The sequence below is a fragment of the Streptomyces sp. NPDC051018 genome (genome assembly GCF_044456085.1).
Classification (GTDB): Bacteria; Actinomycetota; Actinomycetes; order Streptomycetales; family Streptomycetaceae; genus Streptomyces.
Genome location: NZ_JBITFN010000018.1, coordinates 52090 through 67595 on the forward strand (window position 1 = coordinate 52090; position 15506 = coordinate 67595).

A 15506-nucleotide genomic window follows, 5' to 3' on the forward strand; every position below is an offset into this window, starting at 1 on the left:
GCCGTCACTCTCGACGACGACGCCACCCTGCACACCATGGGATATCCGCGAAGGCTCACCCGGCGTTTCGGCGCCTTCGACAACTTCGCGATCTCCTTCACCGTCATCAGCGTCATCACCGGGATCTTCTCGGCCTTCGGCTACGGAATGGCCGCGGGCGGTCCGCCGGTGCTGATCCTCGGCTGGATCGCGGTGTCGGTGATGGTGCTGGCCGTCGGGGCTGCGATGGGGGAGATCGCGTCCGCCTACCCGACCAGCGGGGCCCTGCACTTCGCCGCCGGCAAGCTCGCGAGGCACCACTCGGGCGCCTGGTCCTGGTACACGGGCTGGCTGAACTTCGTCGGGCAGGTGGGCCGTACGGCCGCCACCGGCTATGCCGCCGCCACCTTCATCCAGGCGTACATCACGATGCACTGGCCGCGGCACTACGAGGTGACCGGACGGCGGACCGTGATCATCACCGCGGCGATTCTGCTGATCCAGGCGCTGGCCAATACCTACACCGTACGGCTGGTCGCGATCTTCAACAGGATCTCGGTGTGGTGGTTGCTGATCGGCGCGACCGTGATCGTCACCTGTCTCATCCTGATCCCGGCACGTCATCAGGAAGCCTCGTTCGCCACGGATTTCATGAACGGCACCGGCTTCACCAGCGGTGTTTACGCGGCAATGCTCGGGCTGCTGGTGGCCAGCTGGACGTTCACCGGCTTCGACGGCAGTTTCCACATGTCGGAGGAGACCGTGAAGGCGTCCGTCAACACACCGAAGGGCATCATGCGAGCCATTGCCTGCTCAGCCGTCGTCGGACTGGCTCTGATCCTGGCTCTCGTGTACGCCATCCGCGATTATCCGGCCACCGCGGGCGCCTCCGCCCCACCCGTGCGGATTCTCGTCGACGCGCTCGGCACGGGCATCGCCCAACTGCTCCTGCTGATCGTGATCGGAGCCATGCTGTTCTGCGGTCTCGCCAGTATGACCAGCAACACCCGCCAGATCTTCGCCTTCTCCCGTGACGGCGCGATGCCGGGCTCCCGGCTGTGGCACTCGGTCTCCCCGCGTACCCGCACCCCGGTCAAGGCGGTCTGGCTGGCCGCCGCCTGCTCCCTCGCCCTGATCACTCCCGCGTGGTGGTCCCACACCGCGTTCGCCGCGGTCGTCAGCGTCAATGTCGTCGGGCTCTATCTCGCGTACGGCATCCCCGTCTTCCTGCGGCTGCGCCTCGGCGACGCCTTCGAGCCCGGACCGTGGAGCCTCGGGCGCTGGAGCGTGCCCGTCGCCCGCACGGCCGTCGGCTGGATCGCGTTCACCAGTGCGCTGTTCGTGCTGCCGCACGTCTCCCCGATCACCGCCACCACCTTCAACTACGCGCCGATCGCGCTCGGCGCGGTTCTTCTGATAGCCACGGTGTGGTGGTTCGCCACCGCCCGCAGACGCTTCCAGGGACCGGTCAGTTACGGCAGCCCCGACGAAGTGGCCGCGATGGACCTGATCTGACCGCCGGCCGGTCCGACGCCAACCGGTCCGGCCGCCCACCGGCCCGACGGGCGACCGGTCCGACCGACAGCCCGAACGACAACCGATCTGACCGACAACTGAGGGAAACGGACACCCCCCATGACCCACCCCGTCCCCCGTACTGCGGACGCGACCGGACTCACCGTCGCCCCCGCGTCCCTTGAGGACTGGCACCTGATCGCCGAATGGGCCGCCGCCGAGGGTTGGAACCCGGGCCTCGGCGATGCCGCCTGCTTCCACCCCACCGACCCCCGGGGCTTCTTCATCGGACGTATCGACGGCAGCCCGGTCTCCGCGGTGTCGATCGTCACCTACTCGCCGCGGTACGCCTTCCTCGGCCACTACCTGGTCCGCCCCGACCTGCGCGGCCGGGGCGTCGGCCTCGCGACCTGGCGCGCCGCCTTCCCGCACGCCGGGGACCGGCTGGTCGGCCTCGACGCCGTCCCGGCCCAGGAGGCCAACTACCGGCGCTCCGGATTCCGCCCCGCCCACGGGACCGTCCGCTGGGGCGGCCGTGCCGCGCGCACCGGTACCGCCGTCGACGGGGTCGTCCCCGTCACCCCCGAGCATCTCCCCGCGATCGGCGCGTACGACCGTGAGTGCTTTCCCGCCGACCGCGCCTCCTTCGTCGCCCGCTGGCTCACCGCCCCGGGGCACACGGCCCGTGTCCGGCTGCTCGACGGCCGTGTCACCGGCTACGGTGCGATCCGGCCGGGCCGCGACGGACACCGCGTCGGGCCCCTGTTCGCCGACACCCCCAAGGACGCGGCGGCGCTCCTGGAGAGCCTCACCGCCCACCTCGGCCCCGAGGAGGACGTCGCGGTGGACATGCCCGAGACCCAGGGCGAGGCCGCGGCACTCGCACGGGAGCGGGGGCTGACGCCCCGGTTCCCGACCGTACGCATGTACACCGGGCCCGCCCCCGAGACGCGCGCGGAACGGGTCTACGGCACCACCACCCTCGAACTGGGCTGAGGCGCCCGGCGCGGCCCCGGGCGCACCGGCCGGGGCCGCGCGCGAGGGAATCCGTCACCGCACCCGCCTCCGGTCAGGTCCGCAGATACGCGAGGCCGGGATGGGCCGCGGTGTACGCGTCGACCAGCCGGCGGGCGACGGTCACCGAGTCGACCAGCGGATGCAGGGCGAACGCCTTCACCGCCCGGGCCCGCGAACCGGACTCGGCCGCCGCCAGCACCTCCCGCTCGACGGCCTTCACCGCGCACACCAGCGCGGTCGCGTGGTCCGGCAGCGGGGACACCGGGACGGGATGGGCGCCGTTCGCGTCGACGAGGCACGGAACCTCCACGACGGCGTCCGAGTCCAGCGCGCAGAGCGAGCCACGGTTGCGGACGTCGAGGATTAGGGTGGTCCGCCGATGCCGGGCGATGGCCCGCATCAGAGCGAGGGCGACCTGTTCGTACCCCCCGGACTCCAGATCGGCGGCGTCGCGCCCGCCCGCCCCGGCCGCCTCGCGGTTGTGGGCCATATAGGTGGCCTCGCGCTCGGCGCGGGTGGCGTCCCAGGTCTTCAGCGCCGGGGTGCCGGGCCGCTCCATCGCCGCGTAGAAACGGGCCTGCTGTTCATACAGAAAGGCCCCCCGGGTCTGCCCGGCCGCACGGTAGGCGCGGACGGTCTCGCGGTTGAAGTAGTAGTAGTGCAGATACTCGTTGGGGATCGCGCCCAGCGCCCGGATCCAGTCCGGGCCGAAGAGCCTGCCCTCCTCGAAGGAGCCCAGCAGCTCCGGGTCGGCGAGCAGCCGGGGCAACTCGTCGCGGCCCCGGACGCGCAGACCGCGCAGCCAGCCCAGATGGTTGAGTCCCGCGTAGTCGAACCAGGCGGTGTCGGGGTCGGCGCCCAGCACCCGGGCCACCCGCCGTCCGAGGCCCACGGGCGAGTCGCAGATGCCGATGACCCGGTCGCCGAGATGGCGGGCCATCGCCTCGGTCACCAGACCGGCCGGGTTGGTGAAGTTGATCACCCAGGCATCGGGGGCGAGCCGGGCGACCCGGCGCGCGATACCGACGGCCACGGGCACGGTGCGCAGCCCGTACGCGATCCCTCCCGCGCCCACGGTCTCCTGCCCGAGCACCCCCTCCGCCAGCGCGATGCGTTCGTCGGCGGCCCGTCCTTCCAGTCCGCCGACCCGGATCGCGGAGAAGACGAAGTCGGCGCCGCGCAGCGCCTCGTCGAGATCGGTCGTCACCACGACCTCCGGGGCGTCGGGGACCCCGGCCGCCTGGTCGGCGAGGACCCGGGAGACGGCGGCCAGCCGCCCGGCGTCGAGATCGTGCAGGACCAGACGCGTGATCCGGCCCTCGGCGCGATCGGAGAGCAGGGCACCGTACACGAGCGGCAGCCGGAACCCGCCGCCGCCGAGGACCGTGAGCCTCATGACTGAACCGCCTTCACTTCCGGGGCCTGGGCACCGAACCTACCCGTGGTCGCGGGCGGGGCGTTCACCGCGACCGATGAGACGGGCCGGCTCCGGGTAGTCGACGACGAATCCGTCCGCGTCGAACTCCCCCTCGCGCCGGAAGCCGCCGGAGACGAACCGGATGAGTGCCCCGCCGTCCCCGGTCCGTCCCAGAGGGGTGTACGTCTGTGCCGACGCGGACACGGTGAGATCGGGCACCGAGACCCACGCCATGCGGAACTCCCGCTCGCCACCCGAGCGGTGGAGCCGGTGCCGGAGCACCGGCATGGTGTTGGTGAGCGGACACAGCCCGAGATCGCAGTCGAGCGCGCCGTCGAGGTCGGGGCGGGGCTTTCCGCCTGCGGTCCACCGCCCGGCGCCGTCGTGCCGCAGAACCAGCTCCCGTACCCCTCCGGCCGACTCGGCCGTCACCCGCAGCTCACGCGTCACCCAGCCGTCGCCGGTCCGCAGGCCGTACGAGATCCAGTACGGCTCCGGGGTGATCCCGACGGCCCGGCCCCGGGCCTGAAGGCTGGTCTCCGACCGGCGGACCCAGGCGGTCTCGTACCCCTGGTTCTCCAGGATTTCCCAGGTCAGAACAGGTGAGGTGGTCATGGGACCACACTAGCCAGAGCGACGGGACGACCGGGCCCGTGACCGCGCGGCAGGGCCTGTGAGCCTGGACCGGGCGGTACGGCTTCGGGGCCGTGAGCGGGCGTACGGCTTCGGGACGGCGACCGGCCGGTAAAGCTACGGCCTCGGGACCGGCAGTGCCAGCGAACCGCCCGGCAGGGCCCGATGACCGGGTCCGCGCGGCACGGCTACAGGACCGCGCGCCCGCGGTGCGGGGCTGCGGGACCCCGTCCCGTACCGCACCCGGTCGGCGCCGCCCCCGCGGAACCGGAGCGCGACCCGTCAGAGCGGCTCCCCGAAGGCGCCGAGGATCCTCTCCGCCGCCAGGGTCGCGGTCAGCTCCCCGTCGTGGACCTGCCGCTCCAGGCCGGGAACCAGGGCCCGTACGGAGGGATGCGTGCGCAGCCGCTCCCGCAGCTCCTCGTGGACCATCGACCAGGCCCAGTCGATCTGCTGGTCACGGCGTTTGCCGTCGAGCCGTCCCGTCGACTCCAGAAGCGCCCGGTGCCGCTCGATCCGCTCCCACACGGTGTCGAGCCCGGTGGACTCCCGGGCGCTGCACGACAGCACCGGGGGAGTCCACGCCGCGTCGGCCGGATGCATCAGCCGCAGCGCGCCCGCGAGTTCCCGCGCCGCGCCCCGGGCGTCCCGCTCATGGGGACCGTCGGCCTTGTTCACCGCGATCACGTCCGCGAGTTCCAGCACGCCCTTCTTGATGCCCTGGAGCTGGTCCCCGGTCCGCGCGAGGGTCAGCAGCAGGAACGTGTCGACCATCTGGGCGACCGTGGTCTCGGACTGGCCCACGCCGACCGTCTCCACGAGCACCACGTCGTATCCCGCGGCCTCCATCACGACGATCGTCTCGCGGGTCGCCTTCGCCACCCCGCCGAGCGTGCCCGCCGTGGGGGAGGGCCGTACGAACGCGGCGGGGTCGGTCGCGAGCCGCTCCATCCGGGTCTTGTCGCCGAGGATGGAGCCCCCCGTACGGCTGGACGACGGATCGACCGCGAGCACCGCGACCCGGTGCCCCCGGCCCGTGAGCAAAGTCCCCAGCGCGTCGATGAAGGTCGACTTCCCGACCCCCGGGACCCCGCTGATCCCCACCCGCCGGGCCGCGCCCGCGTACGGCAGCAGCTCGGTCAGCAACTCCTGTGCGAGCGCCCGGTGATCGGCGCGTGTGGACTCGACGAGGGTCACGGCGCGGGCGATGAACGCCCGCGACCCCTCCCTGACGCCCTTGACATAACCGGCGATGTCGATCGTGGGTGGCATGGAGGGCACGGTCTCACAGCTCGTGGCCGAGCGAACCGGCCAGGGTCTTCACCAGGTCGTGCGCCGCGTCCGGGATCACCGTGCCGGGCGGGAACACCGCCGCCGCCCCTTCGGACATCAGCGTGTCGACGTCCTGCGGCGGAATCACCCCGCCCACCACGATCATGATGTCCTCCCGGCCCTCGGCCGCCAGCTCCTGGCGCAGCGCGGGCACCAGTGTGAGGTGTCCGGCCGCGAGCGAGGAGACGCCGACGATGTGCACATCGGCCTCCACCGCCTGCCGGGCCACCTCGGCCGGGGTCTGGAACAGCGGGCCGACGTCCACGTCGAAACCGAGATCGGCGAAGGCGGTGGCGATGACCTTCTGTCCGCGGTCGTGCCCGTCCTGGCCCATCTTGGCCACCAGGATGCGCGGCCGGCGTCCCTCGGCCTCGCCGAAGGCCTCGACGAGCGCCCGGGTGCGTTCGACGGAGGGGGACCCGCCTGCTTCGTTGCGGTACACACCGGAGATCGTACGGATCTGGCCCGAGTGCCGCCCGTACACCGTCTCCAGGGCGTCGGAGATCTCCCCGACGGTCGCCATCGCGCGTGCCGCGTCCACGGCGAGCGCCAGCAGATTGCCGTCGGGACCGGGGCCCGGACCCTGCTCGGCGGCGCGGGTCAGCGCCCGCAGCGCGTCCCGGCACACCGTCTCGTCGCGCTCCTCGCGCAGTCTCCGCAGCTTGGCGAACTGCTGTGCGCGCACGGACGAGTTGTCGACCTTCAGCACATCGATCTGCTCGTCCGTCTCGACGCGGTACTTGTTGACCCCGATGACGGGCTGCCGTCCGGAGTCGATACGCGCCTGGGTACGCGCCGCCGCCTCCTCGACCCGCAGCTTCGGGATGCCCGCGTCGATGGCCCGCGCCATGCCCCCGGCGGCCTCGACCTCCTCGATGTGCTGCCAGGCCCGGCGCGCGAGATCGTGCGTGAGCTTCTCGACGTACGCGCTGCCGCCCCACGGGTCGATGACCCGGCATGTACCCGACTCCTGCTGGAGCAGCAGCTGGGTGTTGCGGGCGATCCTCGCGGAGAAGTCCGTCGGCAGGGCGAGCGCCTCGTCCAGCGCGTTGGTGTGCAGCGACTGGGTGTGCCCCTGGGTCGCCGCCATCGCCTCCACACACGTACGGGTCACATTGTTGAAGACGTCCTGCGCGGTCAGCGACCAGCCCGAGGTCTGTGAATGGGTGCGCAGCGACAGCGACTTGGCGTTCTTCGGCTCGAAGGTGCGCACCAGCTTCGCCCACAGCAGACGTGCGGCCCGCAGCTTGGCGATCTCCATGAAGAAGTTCATGCCGATCGCCCAGAAGAACGACAGCCGGGGCGCGAACGCGTCCACGTCGAGGCCCGCGCCGATGCCCGCACGCAGGTACTCCATGCCGTCGGCGAGGGTGTACGCCAGCTCCAGATCCGCCGTGGCCCCGGCCTCCTGGATGTGGTAGCCCGAGATCGAGATGGAGTTGTAGCGGGGCATCCGCTGCGAGGTGTACGCGAAGATGTCCGAAATGATCCGCATCGAGGGCGCCGGCGGATAGATGTAGGTGTTGCGGACCATGAACTCCTTGAGGATGTCGTTCTGAATGGTCCCGGCCAGCTTCTCGGGCGGTACGCCCTGCTCCTCGGCGGCCACGATATAGAGCGCGAGAACGGGCAGGACGGCGCCGTTCATCGTCATCGACACACTCATCCGGTCCAGCGGGATCCCGTCGAACAGCTGCCGCATGTCGTAGATCGAGTCGATCGCGACACCCGCCATGCCGACATCGCCCGTCACCCGCGGATGGTCGCTGTCGTAACCGCGGTGGGTCGGCAGATCGAAGGCGACCGACAGTCCCTTCTGGCCGGCGGCCAGATTGCGCCGGTAGAAGGCGTTGGACTCCTCGGCGGTGGAGAACCCGGCGTACTGGCGGATCGTCCACGGCTGGTTGACGTACATCGTCGGGTAGGGGCCGCGCAGAAACGGCGCGATCCCGGGGAAGGTGTGGAGGAAGTCCAGCCCCGTCAGGTCCTGCGCCGTGTAGAGCGGCTTGACCGCGATGCCCTCCGGCGTCTCCCACGCCAGATCACCGGCGCCGGTGCCCGTGGACTCCTTGACGGCCGCCCGCCACTGGTCCTCGGAGCCCGCGGGCGCGCCGCTCCCGAGCGCGACCTCGGTGAAGTCGGGGATACCCATCACGCCACTCCGATCCGGTCGAGTGCCAGGGTGAGTACGGCGACCGCGTCGCCGCCCGCGACGACGAACTCGTCCACCCCGGCCCGTTCACAGCTTTCGCGCCACTCACCGGGGCGCCCCGCGAGGTACACCCGGCGCGCGCCCGCGGCCTTGAGCGCCTCGGCCACGGGGGCCGCCTGCTCGGCGTACAGGGCGTCGCTGGAGCAGATGCAGGCGATCTCGGCCCCGCTGGCGGTGAACGCCCGCGCGGCCGATGACGCGTCGACGGTCACCGGGTCGTGGACCGGCTCCACACCGCCCGCCTGGAAGAGGTTGGCGGCGAACGACGCCCGCGCGGTGTGCGCGGACGCCGGGCCGAGGGCGGCGAGAAAGACCCGCGGGCGGGCTCCGGTCGCGGCCAGATGCGCGTCCGAACGGCTCCGCAGCCCCTCGAAGGCCTCGTCACGGCGTACCCGGGGCAGTCCTCCGGACGGCCGGGACGGCGCGGGGTCGCGCTCCACGGGCGCCTCGGAGAGCAGCGGGAACTCACTGACTCCGGTGACCGGTTCGCGCCGGCGGGCGAGAGAGGCACCACGGGCCCGCCAGACGGCGTCGATCCGCTCGGACACCAGGCCGCCGCGCAGCGCGGCGAGCTGGCCGCCCGCGCGCTCGATCTCCTGGAACCACTCCCAGGCCGCGTGGGCCAGCTCGTCCGTCAGCCGCTCCACGTACCAGGAGCCGCCGGCCGGATCGATGACCCGGCCCACATGCGACTCCTCCACGAGGATCGTCGAGGTGTTGCGGGCGATCCTGCGGGCGAAGTCGTCCGGCAGACCGAGGGCGTGGTCGAACGGGAGTACGGTCACGGCGTCCGCCCCGCCGACGCCGGCCGCGAGGGAGGCGACGGTCGTGCGCAGCATGTTCACCCAGGGGTCGCGCCGGGTCATCATCACGGACGAGGTCACCGCGTGCTGGCGCTGGGCGCCCGCGGCGGGCGCGCCGCTCGCCTCGGCGACCCTCGCCCACAGCCGGCGCGCGGCCCGGAACTTGGCGATCGTCAGAAACTGGTCGGCGGTGGCCGCGTAGCGGAACTCCAGCTGGGCGCAGGCGTCCTCGACCGGGAACCCGGCGTCGTTGAGCGCGCGCAGCAGCGCGACACCGGTCGACAGGGAACAGCCCAGCTCCTGCGCGGGCGAGGCTCCCGCCTCGTGGTAGGGCAGCGCGTCCACGGTCAGCGTCCGCAGTGCCGGGTGGCTGTCACGGACGCGGCGGGCGAGCGCGACGGCCTCAGCGGTGCGCTCCGGTACGCCGTCGTAGACGCCCGTGCGCGCGGCGTGGCCCAGGGGGTCCGCTCCGAGGTTGCCGGACGCGGACTCGATGCCGCGCTTCTCGTACAGCCGCAGCAACTCCGCCGCGGCGGGGCCGAACGCGTCACCCGCGTCCAGGACGACGGGCGCCAGGTCGAGCAGGACACCGTCCAGCGCCGTGGCGATCTCCGGGACGGGGACCCCGCACTCACCGACGGAGAGCCAGAGGGAGGTGACGCCGTTCTCCAGGTCCGTGAGCACGGCCTCGTTCGTACGCGTCGGGTCGGGGCGGTCGTGCCGCTGGCGCACGTCCCAGCCGGACAGCACACCGCCCTCGGGCCTGCCGCCCCTGGTGAAGGGGGCGAAGCCCGGATGGCCCGCGGCGGTGGCGCCGCTGTCCGATGTGTACAGGGGACGGGTCGTGAGCCCGTCCTCCAGGGCCGTGGAGAGCGCCTCCTCGGCCGCCGTGTCCGGAACGTCCTTGCCCGCCTTGCGCAGCACGCCGGCGACAAGGCGCTGCCACTGCTCATGGGAGGTGTCCGGGAAGTCCGCGGCCAGGGAGAACCCGTCGTCGGGGAGGACCGTCATGCTCGGATGCTAGGTCATGCACACAATCGTTCAGGAGGGGCACACGCTGTGACCTTGCACTCGCCCCGATGGTCGTGAATCTATGTTTTGATTGGGTTATGAGATGTTTTATCCCTTGATGGTCCGCTCTCCGGCGGCGCCGGGCCGCTCCGGCGACGGCGGAACGCGCGGCGGGCAGGGAAACGCCTGCCGGAGGGGAACGCCCGCCGGCAGGCGAGTCCGTGCGGCCGCGACCAGCCGGGTGCGGTCCCCGGGGCGGGACCGTATCGTGGAACCACGGGACTCCTGAGGGAAGGCGGGCTCCGCCATGGCCGGTGAGATCTCCTTCTTCGAACTCGGCGTGGGTGACGCCGAACGAGCCCGCGCCTTCTACGGCACACTGTTCGACTGGACCTTCGATCCGGGCGTGTCCGGGGGCGGCGGCTATGAGATCGGTACGCCCGGTGCCCCCGGCGGGGTGCACGGCGACGACCCCGGCGCGGGTCCGTATCTCTTCTTCCGGGTCGACGATCTGAAAGCCGCGCTCGACCGGGTCGTCGAACTCGGCGGTACGGTCGACGATTTCGCCCTCGGCGAGGACGAGGAGACGATCGCCCGCTACGGCCGCTTCACGTTCTGCCACGACGACCAGGGCTCGCCCTTCGGGCTGCACGAACCACCGAAAGGCGGCTGACCCGTTCGTGCTGATCCTCATGGCCTCCGGAACCGGGAGCCAGGGGGGTATGGCGCTGTCTGACGGATGCTCACCTGTGGGAGCGGCGCTCTCTGCTGTGAGCGCTGCTCTGGTGTGTGGGTGGTGTTCCGGGTTGTGAGGGGTGCTCTCGGTTGTGAGCGGTGTTCGCTCGGGCGGTGCTCTGGTGTGTGAGCGGTGCTCTCGGTTGTGAGCGGCGCTCCTGCGCGCAGGGGGCGACCTGAGAGCCGTGTGCTGGGCTGTCCGGGTTCGGAGCCGGCTGTCAGAGCCCGGTGGGAGGGTGCTGCCATGAAGGACACACAGGTCGACCCGCCGGAGACGCCTCCGGAGCACGCCGTGATCGCTCGCTTCCAACTGGGTGGCGACGGCTTCGGGGAGCCTGACCAGAGGTCGCTGGTCTTCGACGCCGAGCGATCGGCGGAGTCCGCGGTCAGGGCCGCCGGCGTCGGTGAGGTCGACGGCAACGAGTTCGGTGGCGGTGAAGTCGTGATCTATGCCTATGGCCCTGATGCGGATGCCCTGTACCGGGTGATGGAGCCGTGCTTGCGCGCGCTCCCGTTTCGGCCGGCACACGTCGTCCTGCGCTACGGAGAACCTGGCGACGACATCGTGAGAGTGCGCGTTGAGCTTTGAGTACGCGTGCCGGTTACATGCCGGATCGAGCGGTTGGCACGGTCGCACGGGCACAGCGGCGGTCAGAGGGTGCTCCGTGCGAGCGGTGCTCATCCGGTGCCCCCGCGGCGAGACCACCCCGCACCCCGACCGGATGCCGGTACCGCGTGTGCCGTGTCCCTTCCGCGGGGCCGGTCCCAAGGCGGGTGTCGCGTGGGGTGATGGCGCATCCTGTCAGTGACAGCCGGTCCACCCCGGACCGTTTCCTCCACCTCTGGGGACATCCATGCGCATCGCCCTGAGCCAGATCACCACCGGCCCCGATCCCGCGCGGAACCTCGCCCTCGTACGGGAGCAGGCGCGGCGCGCGGCCGGGGCCGGTGCGCGGGTCGTCGCCTTCCCCGAGGCCACCATGGCCTGCTTCGGCACCCGGCTCGCCCCCCTCGCCGAACCGCTGGACGGGCCCTGGGCCACGGAGGTGCGGCAGATCGCCAAGGAGACCGGGCTGGTCGTGGTCGCCGGAATGTTCACCCCCGCGGCGGACGGCAAGGTCACCAACACACTGATCGCCACCGGCCCCGGCGTCGAGGCCGCCTACGACAAGATCCATCTGTACGACGCCTTCGGATTCACCGAGTCCGCGACCGTCGCCCCCGGCTCCGAGGTCGTCACCGTCGACGTCGACGGCGTCCGGATCGGCCTCGCGACCTGCTACGACGTCCGATTCCCCGAGCTGTTCCGCGCCCACGCCGACGCCGGAGCCGTCCTGACCCTGCTGCCCGCCTCCTGGGGCGACGGCCCCGGCAAGCGCGATCAGTGGGAGCTGCTCGTCCGCGCCCGCGCGCTCGACGCCACCCTGTGGGTCGCCGCCGTGGACCAGGCCGACCCGGCCGCCTCCGGAGGGCCCGCCGTCGCCAAGGCGCCGACCGGTATCGGGTTCAGCGCGGTGGTCGGGCCCGATGGAACCGTACGGTCACGGCTGGAGGCCGCCCCCGGGCTGCTGGTCGCCGAGGTGGATCCGGCCGAGGTGGAGTCCGTACGGCGGGCCGTGCCCGTACTGGCGAACCGCCGGCTGGGACACGGCTGACGGCGCGGCCGGACCACGCGCATGTGCTGGAGCGCGACGGCCGATCTGGTGGCGGGCACCGCCGTCGCCTCGGCCGGGGTCGTCTGCGTCTCCCGGGTCCGCCGGGCCCGTGAGCTGCCGCTCGCCGCACTGCCCCTGCTGCTCGGCGCCCACCAGATCGTCGAGGCGGTGCTGTGGCGCTCCGGCGGCGGCACGGGAGCGGCGACCGACGCCTGGGCCGCGATCGCCCTGCCGGTGCTGCCGGTCTGGGTTCCGCTGGGGGTCCTGCTTGCCGTACCCGGGCGGCGGCTGCTCGCGGTCCCGCTCGCTGCGGGGCTCGTCACGGCGGCGGTGCTCGTGTACTGCCTGGCCACGCGGACGGTGACGGCCGACATCCGGGGCCGTACCGTCGGCTATGTACTGGATCTGCCCCACCCGGGCGCCGTCGCCGCCGGATATCTCCTCGCGACCGTCGGTGCGCTGCTGCTGAGCGGTGACCGGGTGCTGCGGCTGCTGGGGCTCGTGGCCGCGGCCGGTGCGGCGCTCTGCGCCCTGCTGTGGCGCACCGCGTTCGTGTCCACCTGGTGCGCGGTCGCGGCCGTCGCCTCCGTATCGGTGCTCTTCTGGGTACGCGGGCGCCGTCAGCCCCCGGGAGGGGTGCGGGCGGTCTGAGAGCCCGGATCCCGCCCTGGTCCCCGGCCCCGGCCGGAGTCCTCGGCCGGCCGGGCGCCCGCCGTCGCACGGGTGTCCGTGCCGCTGACGGTGCCCCCGCCCGCCGCGCCCGCCGCCGGAACGCCCTCCGGTCCGGGGCCGCTCTCGACTCCGGGTCCGGTGCCCTGTGCGTACGGCCTCGCCTTGTTGCGCGACGGCAGGAACACCGCGAGGGCGAGTCCGGTGAGCACCGCGCCCAGGGCGACCAGGAACGAGATCCTGAAGCCCCGCATACTCGGTACGGGCACCCCGCCCATCGACACCGAGGTGTTCGCCAGGACCATGCCGATCACGGCGCTCGCCGTGGAGGTGCCGATGGAGCGCATCAGGGTGTTGAGCCCGTTGGCGGCTCCCGTCGCGGAGGGGTCGACCGCCCCGACGATGAGCGCGGGCAGGGAGGCGTACGCCAGTCCCATGCCCGCTCCCAGCACGACCGAGAGGGCGACGGTCTGCCAGGCGGCGTTCATCATGCCGAGGCCCGCTCCATAGCCGACGGCCATGATCAGCATGCCGGTCAGCAGAGCGGCCCGGGGGCCGTAACGCGCGGACAGACGCCCGAAGAGGGGCGTGGTGAACATCATGGTCATCCCGAGCGGAGCGACGCACAGCCCGGCCACCAGCATCGACTGCCCGAGGCCGTAACCGGTCGAGACCGGGAGCTGGAGCAGCTGAGGGAGGATCAGCGACACGATGTAGAAGGCCGCGCCGAGCATGATCGCGGCGAGATTGGTCAGCAGCACCTCCCGGCGCGCGGTCGTCCGCAGATCGACCAGCGGGCCGGTGGTCCGCAGCTCCCACAGACCCCACAGCACGAACACGGCCGCCGACGCCCCGAACATGCCCAGTGTCACGGGGGAGTTCCACCCCCAGTCGCCGCCCTTGGTGATCGGCAGCAGAAGCAGCAGCAGACCCGCGCTCAGTCCCAGCGCCCCCGGCAGGTCGAAGCCGCCGCCCGCGCGCAGTGACGGCTCGGGCACCACGAGAACGGTGGCCAGCATCGACACCAGGCCGAGGCCCGCCGAGGTGAAGAACAGCGTGTGCCAGTCGGCGTGGGAGGCGATCACCGCGGCGCCCGGCAGGGCCGCACCGCCGCCCACCCCGATCGACGAGCTCATCAGCGCCATGGCCGGACCGAGCCGCTCGCGCGGTACGACATCGCGCATGATGCCGATGCCGAGCGGTATCGCGCCCATGGCGAAACCCTGGAGCACCCGGCCGACGATCATCGTCACCAGATCGTCGGTGAATCCGCAGATGAGCGAGCCGACGACCATGATGCCGAGACTGGCCAGCAGCATCCGCCGCTTGCCGTACAGATCTCCGAGCCGTCCCATGATCGGCGTCGCCACCGCCCCCGCGAGCAGCGTGGCGGTGATGACCCAGGTCGCATTGGCCGGGCTGGTGCTCAGCAGCACCGGCAGATCCTTGATCACCGGTATGAGCAGGGTCTGCATCACGGCGACCGTGATGCCCGCGAACGCCAGGACGGGGACGACTCCCCGGGCTGCGCGGGCCTCACGGACGCGCCCGCCCGGGGCGGTGTCCTCCTGTGCTGTCCTGCGCGGCATGCGTAACGGCCTTCCCTGGCGAACGAGTTGACGGATGCTCGGTCCGGCCGGGGAGCCGACACCAAGTGCTTGCCCCCTCAACATATCGAGAACCCCGTTAATCCCGAGCCGAATGGGTACCCGAAGCCGCGGTGACGGTGCGGAAGGCCGAGGAGGCGTTTGTCATGGCGTTGGGGAAATCAGGGCGTACGGGAACTTCAGGGACTCAGGCGACTTCACGGACTCCGGGGGCGCCCGGGACGCCCGGGACGGCCGGAGTGCCCGGGACAGCGAGAATGTCCGGGGTATCCGGGGTGTCCGGCAAAGACCCCCGCCGGTGCCGGCCCCGTGAAGAAGCCGGATTCAGCGGGCGGATACGCATATGCGTCCCGGCGCGGGCCCACCGCACGGGCCCCGGCGGACGGCGGGCCGAGGGCCCCGACACCGATCCCGAGAGCCATATCGTCCGGGGCGGGGACTGAACGGATGGGCCCGGTACCCCGTCGCCGCGCCCCCGGCCCGGACGGCCCGGACACCATGGAGTGGCAGCGCGAGGCCGCGTGCACGGACGAGGACCCTGAACTGTTCTTCCCCATCAGCGCCATCGGTCCCGGGGCCGGGCAACTGGACCGTGCCCGTGAGGTCTGCGGGCGCTGTCCCGTCAGCCGGGAGTGTTTCGACTGGGCCCTGAGCACCGGGCAGCGCACGGGAGTCTGGGGCGGGACGGCGGCGAGCCAGCGCCGTTCCGTGGGCAGTTCCGTGCGTACCGGCGGTGGCGTCCGGCCCTCCGCCGGGGCCGCCGAGGAGACCGGCGAGAAGAGGTGAGTGGCGATGACCGACCGAGACCGCGCGGATGCGGAGCCGGAGCATTCCGGCGGCGGACCGAGGCCGGGGCGGAAGACCGCTCGGCGCTCGGGGCAGCCACGGGGCCAAGGGCGGCCACCGGACGGGCCACGGCCA

The 15506-nt window shown here is 72.1% G+C and carries 13 protein-coding genes; 7 read left to right on the forward strand and 6 right to left on the reverse strand.

The window, feature by feature from the left end; all coding sequences use genetic code 11:
- Window positions 1-36: 36 nt before the first annotated feature.
- Entirely contained in the window at window positions 37-1494 is a 1458-nt protein-coding gene (locus tag ACIBCM_RS26800; protein ID WP_399247629.1) for an amino acid permease, read from the forward strand.
- 120 nt (window positions 1495-1614) lie between these two features.
- A complete protein-coding gene (locus ACIBCM_RS26805) occupies window positions 1615-2490 on the forward strand; it encodes a GNAT family N-acetyltransferase (protein ID WP_399247459.1) in 876 nt (291 codons plus the stop codon).
- Window positions 2491-2563: 73 nt separating this feature from the next.
- Here ACIBCM_RS26805 and ACIBCM_RS26810 read toward each other — a convergent pair whose 3' ends face one another.
- The 5 genes from ACIBCM_RS26810 to ACIBCM_RS26830 form a co-directional block, all read right to left on the reverse strand.
- Window positions 2564-3907 carry a 6-phospho-beta-glucosidase gene (locus ACIBCM_RS26810; protein ID WP_399247461.1) on the reverse strand — a complete coding sequence of 448 codons (1344 nt, stop codon included), beginning with the start codon at window positions 3905-3907 and terminating at the stop codon, window positions 2564-2566.
- Between the two features lie 39 nt (window positions 3908-3946).
- Window positions 3947-4543: a putative glycolipid-binding domain-containing protein gene (locus ACIBCM_RS26815; RefSeq protein WP_399247463.1), complete on the reverse strand. Its 597-nt coding sequence runs from the start codon at window positions 4541-4543 to the stop codon at window positions 3947-3949.
- A 300-nt stretch (window positions 4544-4843) separates the two neighbouring features.
- Window positions 4844-5833 (reverse strand): methylmalonyl Co-A mutase-associated GTPase MeaB, encoded by a 990-nt coding sequence (meaB, locus tag ACIBCM_RS26820; protein WP_399247464.1) that lies wholly within the window; start codon window positions 5831-5833, stop codon window positions 4844-4846.
- A 13-nt stretch (window positions 5834-5846) separates the two neighbouring features.
- A complete protein-coding gene (gene scpA, locus ACIBCM_RS26825; protein ID WP_399247466.1) occupies window positions 5847-8045 on the reverse strand; it encodes a methylmalonyl-CoA mutase in 2199 nt (732 codons plus the stop codon).
- A complete protein-coding gene (locus tag ACIBCM_RS26830; protein WP_399247468.1) occupies window positions 8045-9919 on the reverse strand; it encodes a methylmalonyl-CoA mutase family protein in 1875 nt (624 codons plus the stop codon). The genes scpA and ACIBCM_RS26830 overlap by 1 nt, the downstream gene beginning before the upstream one ends.
- Window positions 9920-10226: 307 nt before the next feature.
- Between ACIBCM_RS26830 and ACIBCM_RS26835 the strand changes: the two genes are divergently transcribed.
- The 4 genes from ACIBCM_RS26835 (at window position 10227) to ACIBCM_RS26850 (ending at window position 12960) form a co-directional block, all read left to right on the forward strand.
- Entirely contained in the window at window positions 10227-10592 is a 366-nt protein-coding gene (locus tag ACIBCM_RS26835) for a VOC family protein (protein WP_399247470.1), read from the forward strand.
- Window positions 10593-10898: 306 nt separating this feature from the next.
- Window positions 10899-11243 carry a hypothetical protein gene (locus ACIBCM_RS26840; RefSeq protein ID WP_399247472.1) on the forward strand — a complete coding sequence of 115 codons (345 nt, stop codon included), beginning with the start codon at window positions 10899-10901 and terminating at the stop codon, window positions 11241-11243.
- Between the two features lie 265 nt (window positions 11244-11508).
- A complete protein-coding gene (locus tag ACIBCM_RS26845) occupies window positions 11509-12309 on the forward strand; it encodes a carbon-nitrogen hydrolase family protein (protein ID WP_399247474.1) in 801 nt (266 codons plus the stop codon).
- A gap of 21 nt (window positions 12310-12330) precedes the next feature.
- A complete protein-coding gene (locus ACIBCM_RS26850; RefSeq protein WP_399247476.1) occupies window positions 12331-12960 on the forward strand; it encodes a DUF6629 family protein in 630 nt (209 codons plus the stop codon).
- On the opposite strand, the gene ACIBCM_RS26855 is transcribed toward ACIBCM_RS26850, so the two are convergent.
- The gene (locus tag ACIBCM_RS26855; protein ID WP_399247478.1) at window positions 12930-14567 is read right to left on the reverse strand and encodes an MFS transporter; all 1638 of its coding nucleotides are present in this window, start codon (window positions 14565-14567) and stop codon (window positions 12930-12932) included. The two genes, ACIBCM_RS26850 and ACIBCM_RS26855, sit on opposite strands and share 31 nt — an antisense overlap.
- A 465-nt stretch (window positions 14568-15032) precedes the next feature.
- Between ACIBCM_RS26855 and ACIBCM_RS26860 the strand changes: the two genes are divergently transcribed.
- Window positions 15033-15371 (forward strand): WhiB family transcriptional regulator, encoded by a 339-nt coding sequence (locus ACIBCM_RS26860; RefSeq protein WP_399247480.1) that lies wholly within the window; start codon window positions 15033-15035, stop codon window positions 15369-15371.
- The last annotated feature ends 135 nt before the right edge of the window (window positions 15372-15506 follow it).

Bases quoted from the DNA above. Each gene is read 5' to 3' on its own strand.
- ACIBCM_RS26800 (WP_399247629.1), top strand. From the start codon at position 37: ATGGGATATCCGCGAAGGCTCACCCGGCGTTTCGGCGCCTTCGACAAC.
- ACIBCM_RS26805 (WP_399247459.1), top strand. From the start codon at position 1,615: ATGACCCACCCCGTCCCCCGTACTGCGGACGCGACCGGACTCACCGTC.
- ACIBCM_RS26810 (WP_399247461.1), bottom strand. From the start codon at position 3,907: ATGAGGCTCACGGTCCTCGGCGGCGGCGGGTTCCGGCTGCCGCTCGTG.
- ACIBCM_RS26815 (WP_399247463.1), bottom strand. From the start codon at position 4,543: ATGACCACCTCACCTGTTCTGACCTGGGAAATCCTGGAGAACCAGGGG.
- meaB (WP_399247464.1), bottom strand. From the start codon at position 5,833: ATGCCACCCACGATCGACATCGCCGGTTATGTCAAGGGCGTCAGGGAG.
- scpA (WP_399247466.1), bottom strand. From the start codon at position 8,045: ATGGGTATCCCCGACTTCACCGAGGTCGCGCTCGGGAGCGGCGCGCCC.
- ACIBCM_RS26830 (WP_399247468.1), bottom strand. From the start codon at position 9,919: ATGACGGTCCTCCCCGACGACGGGTTCTCCCTGGCCGCGGACTTCCCG.
- ACIBCM_RS26835 (WP_399247470.1), top strand. From the start codon at position 10,227: ATGGCCGGTGAGATCTCCTTCTTCGAACTCGGCGTGGGTGACGCCGAA.
- ACIBCM_RS26840 (WP_399247472.1), top strand. From the start codon at position 10,899: ATGAAGGACACACAGGTCGACCCGCCGGAGACGCCTCCGGAGCACGCC.
- ACIBCM_RS26845 (WP_399247474.1), top strand. From the start codon at position 11,509: ATGCGCATCGCCCTGAGCCAGATCACCACCGGCCCCGATCCCGCGCGG.
- ACIBCM_RS26850 (WP_399247476.1), top strand. From the start codon at position 12,331: ATGTGCTGGAGCGCGACGGCCGATCTGGTGGCGGGCACCGCCGTCGCC.
- ACIBCM_RS26855 (WP_399247478.1), bottom strand. From the start codon at position 14,567: ATGCCGCGCAGGACAGCACAGGAGGACACCGCCCCGGGCGGGCGCGTC.
- ACIBCM_RS26860 (WP_399247480.1), top strand. From the start codon at position 15,033: ATGGGCCCGGTACCCCGTCGCCGCGCCCCCGGCCCGGACGGCCCGGAC.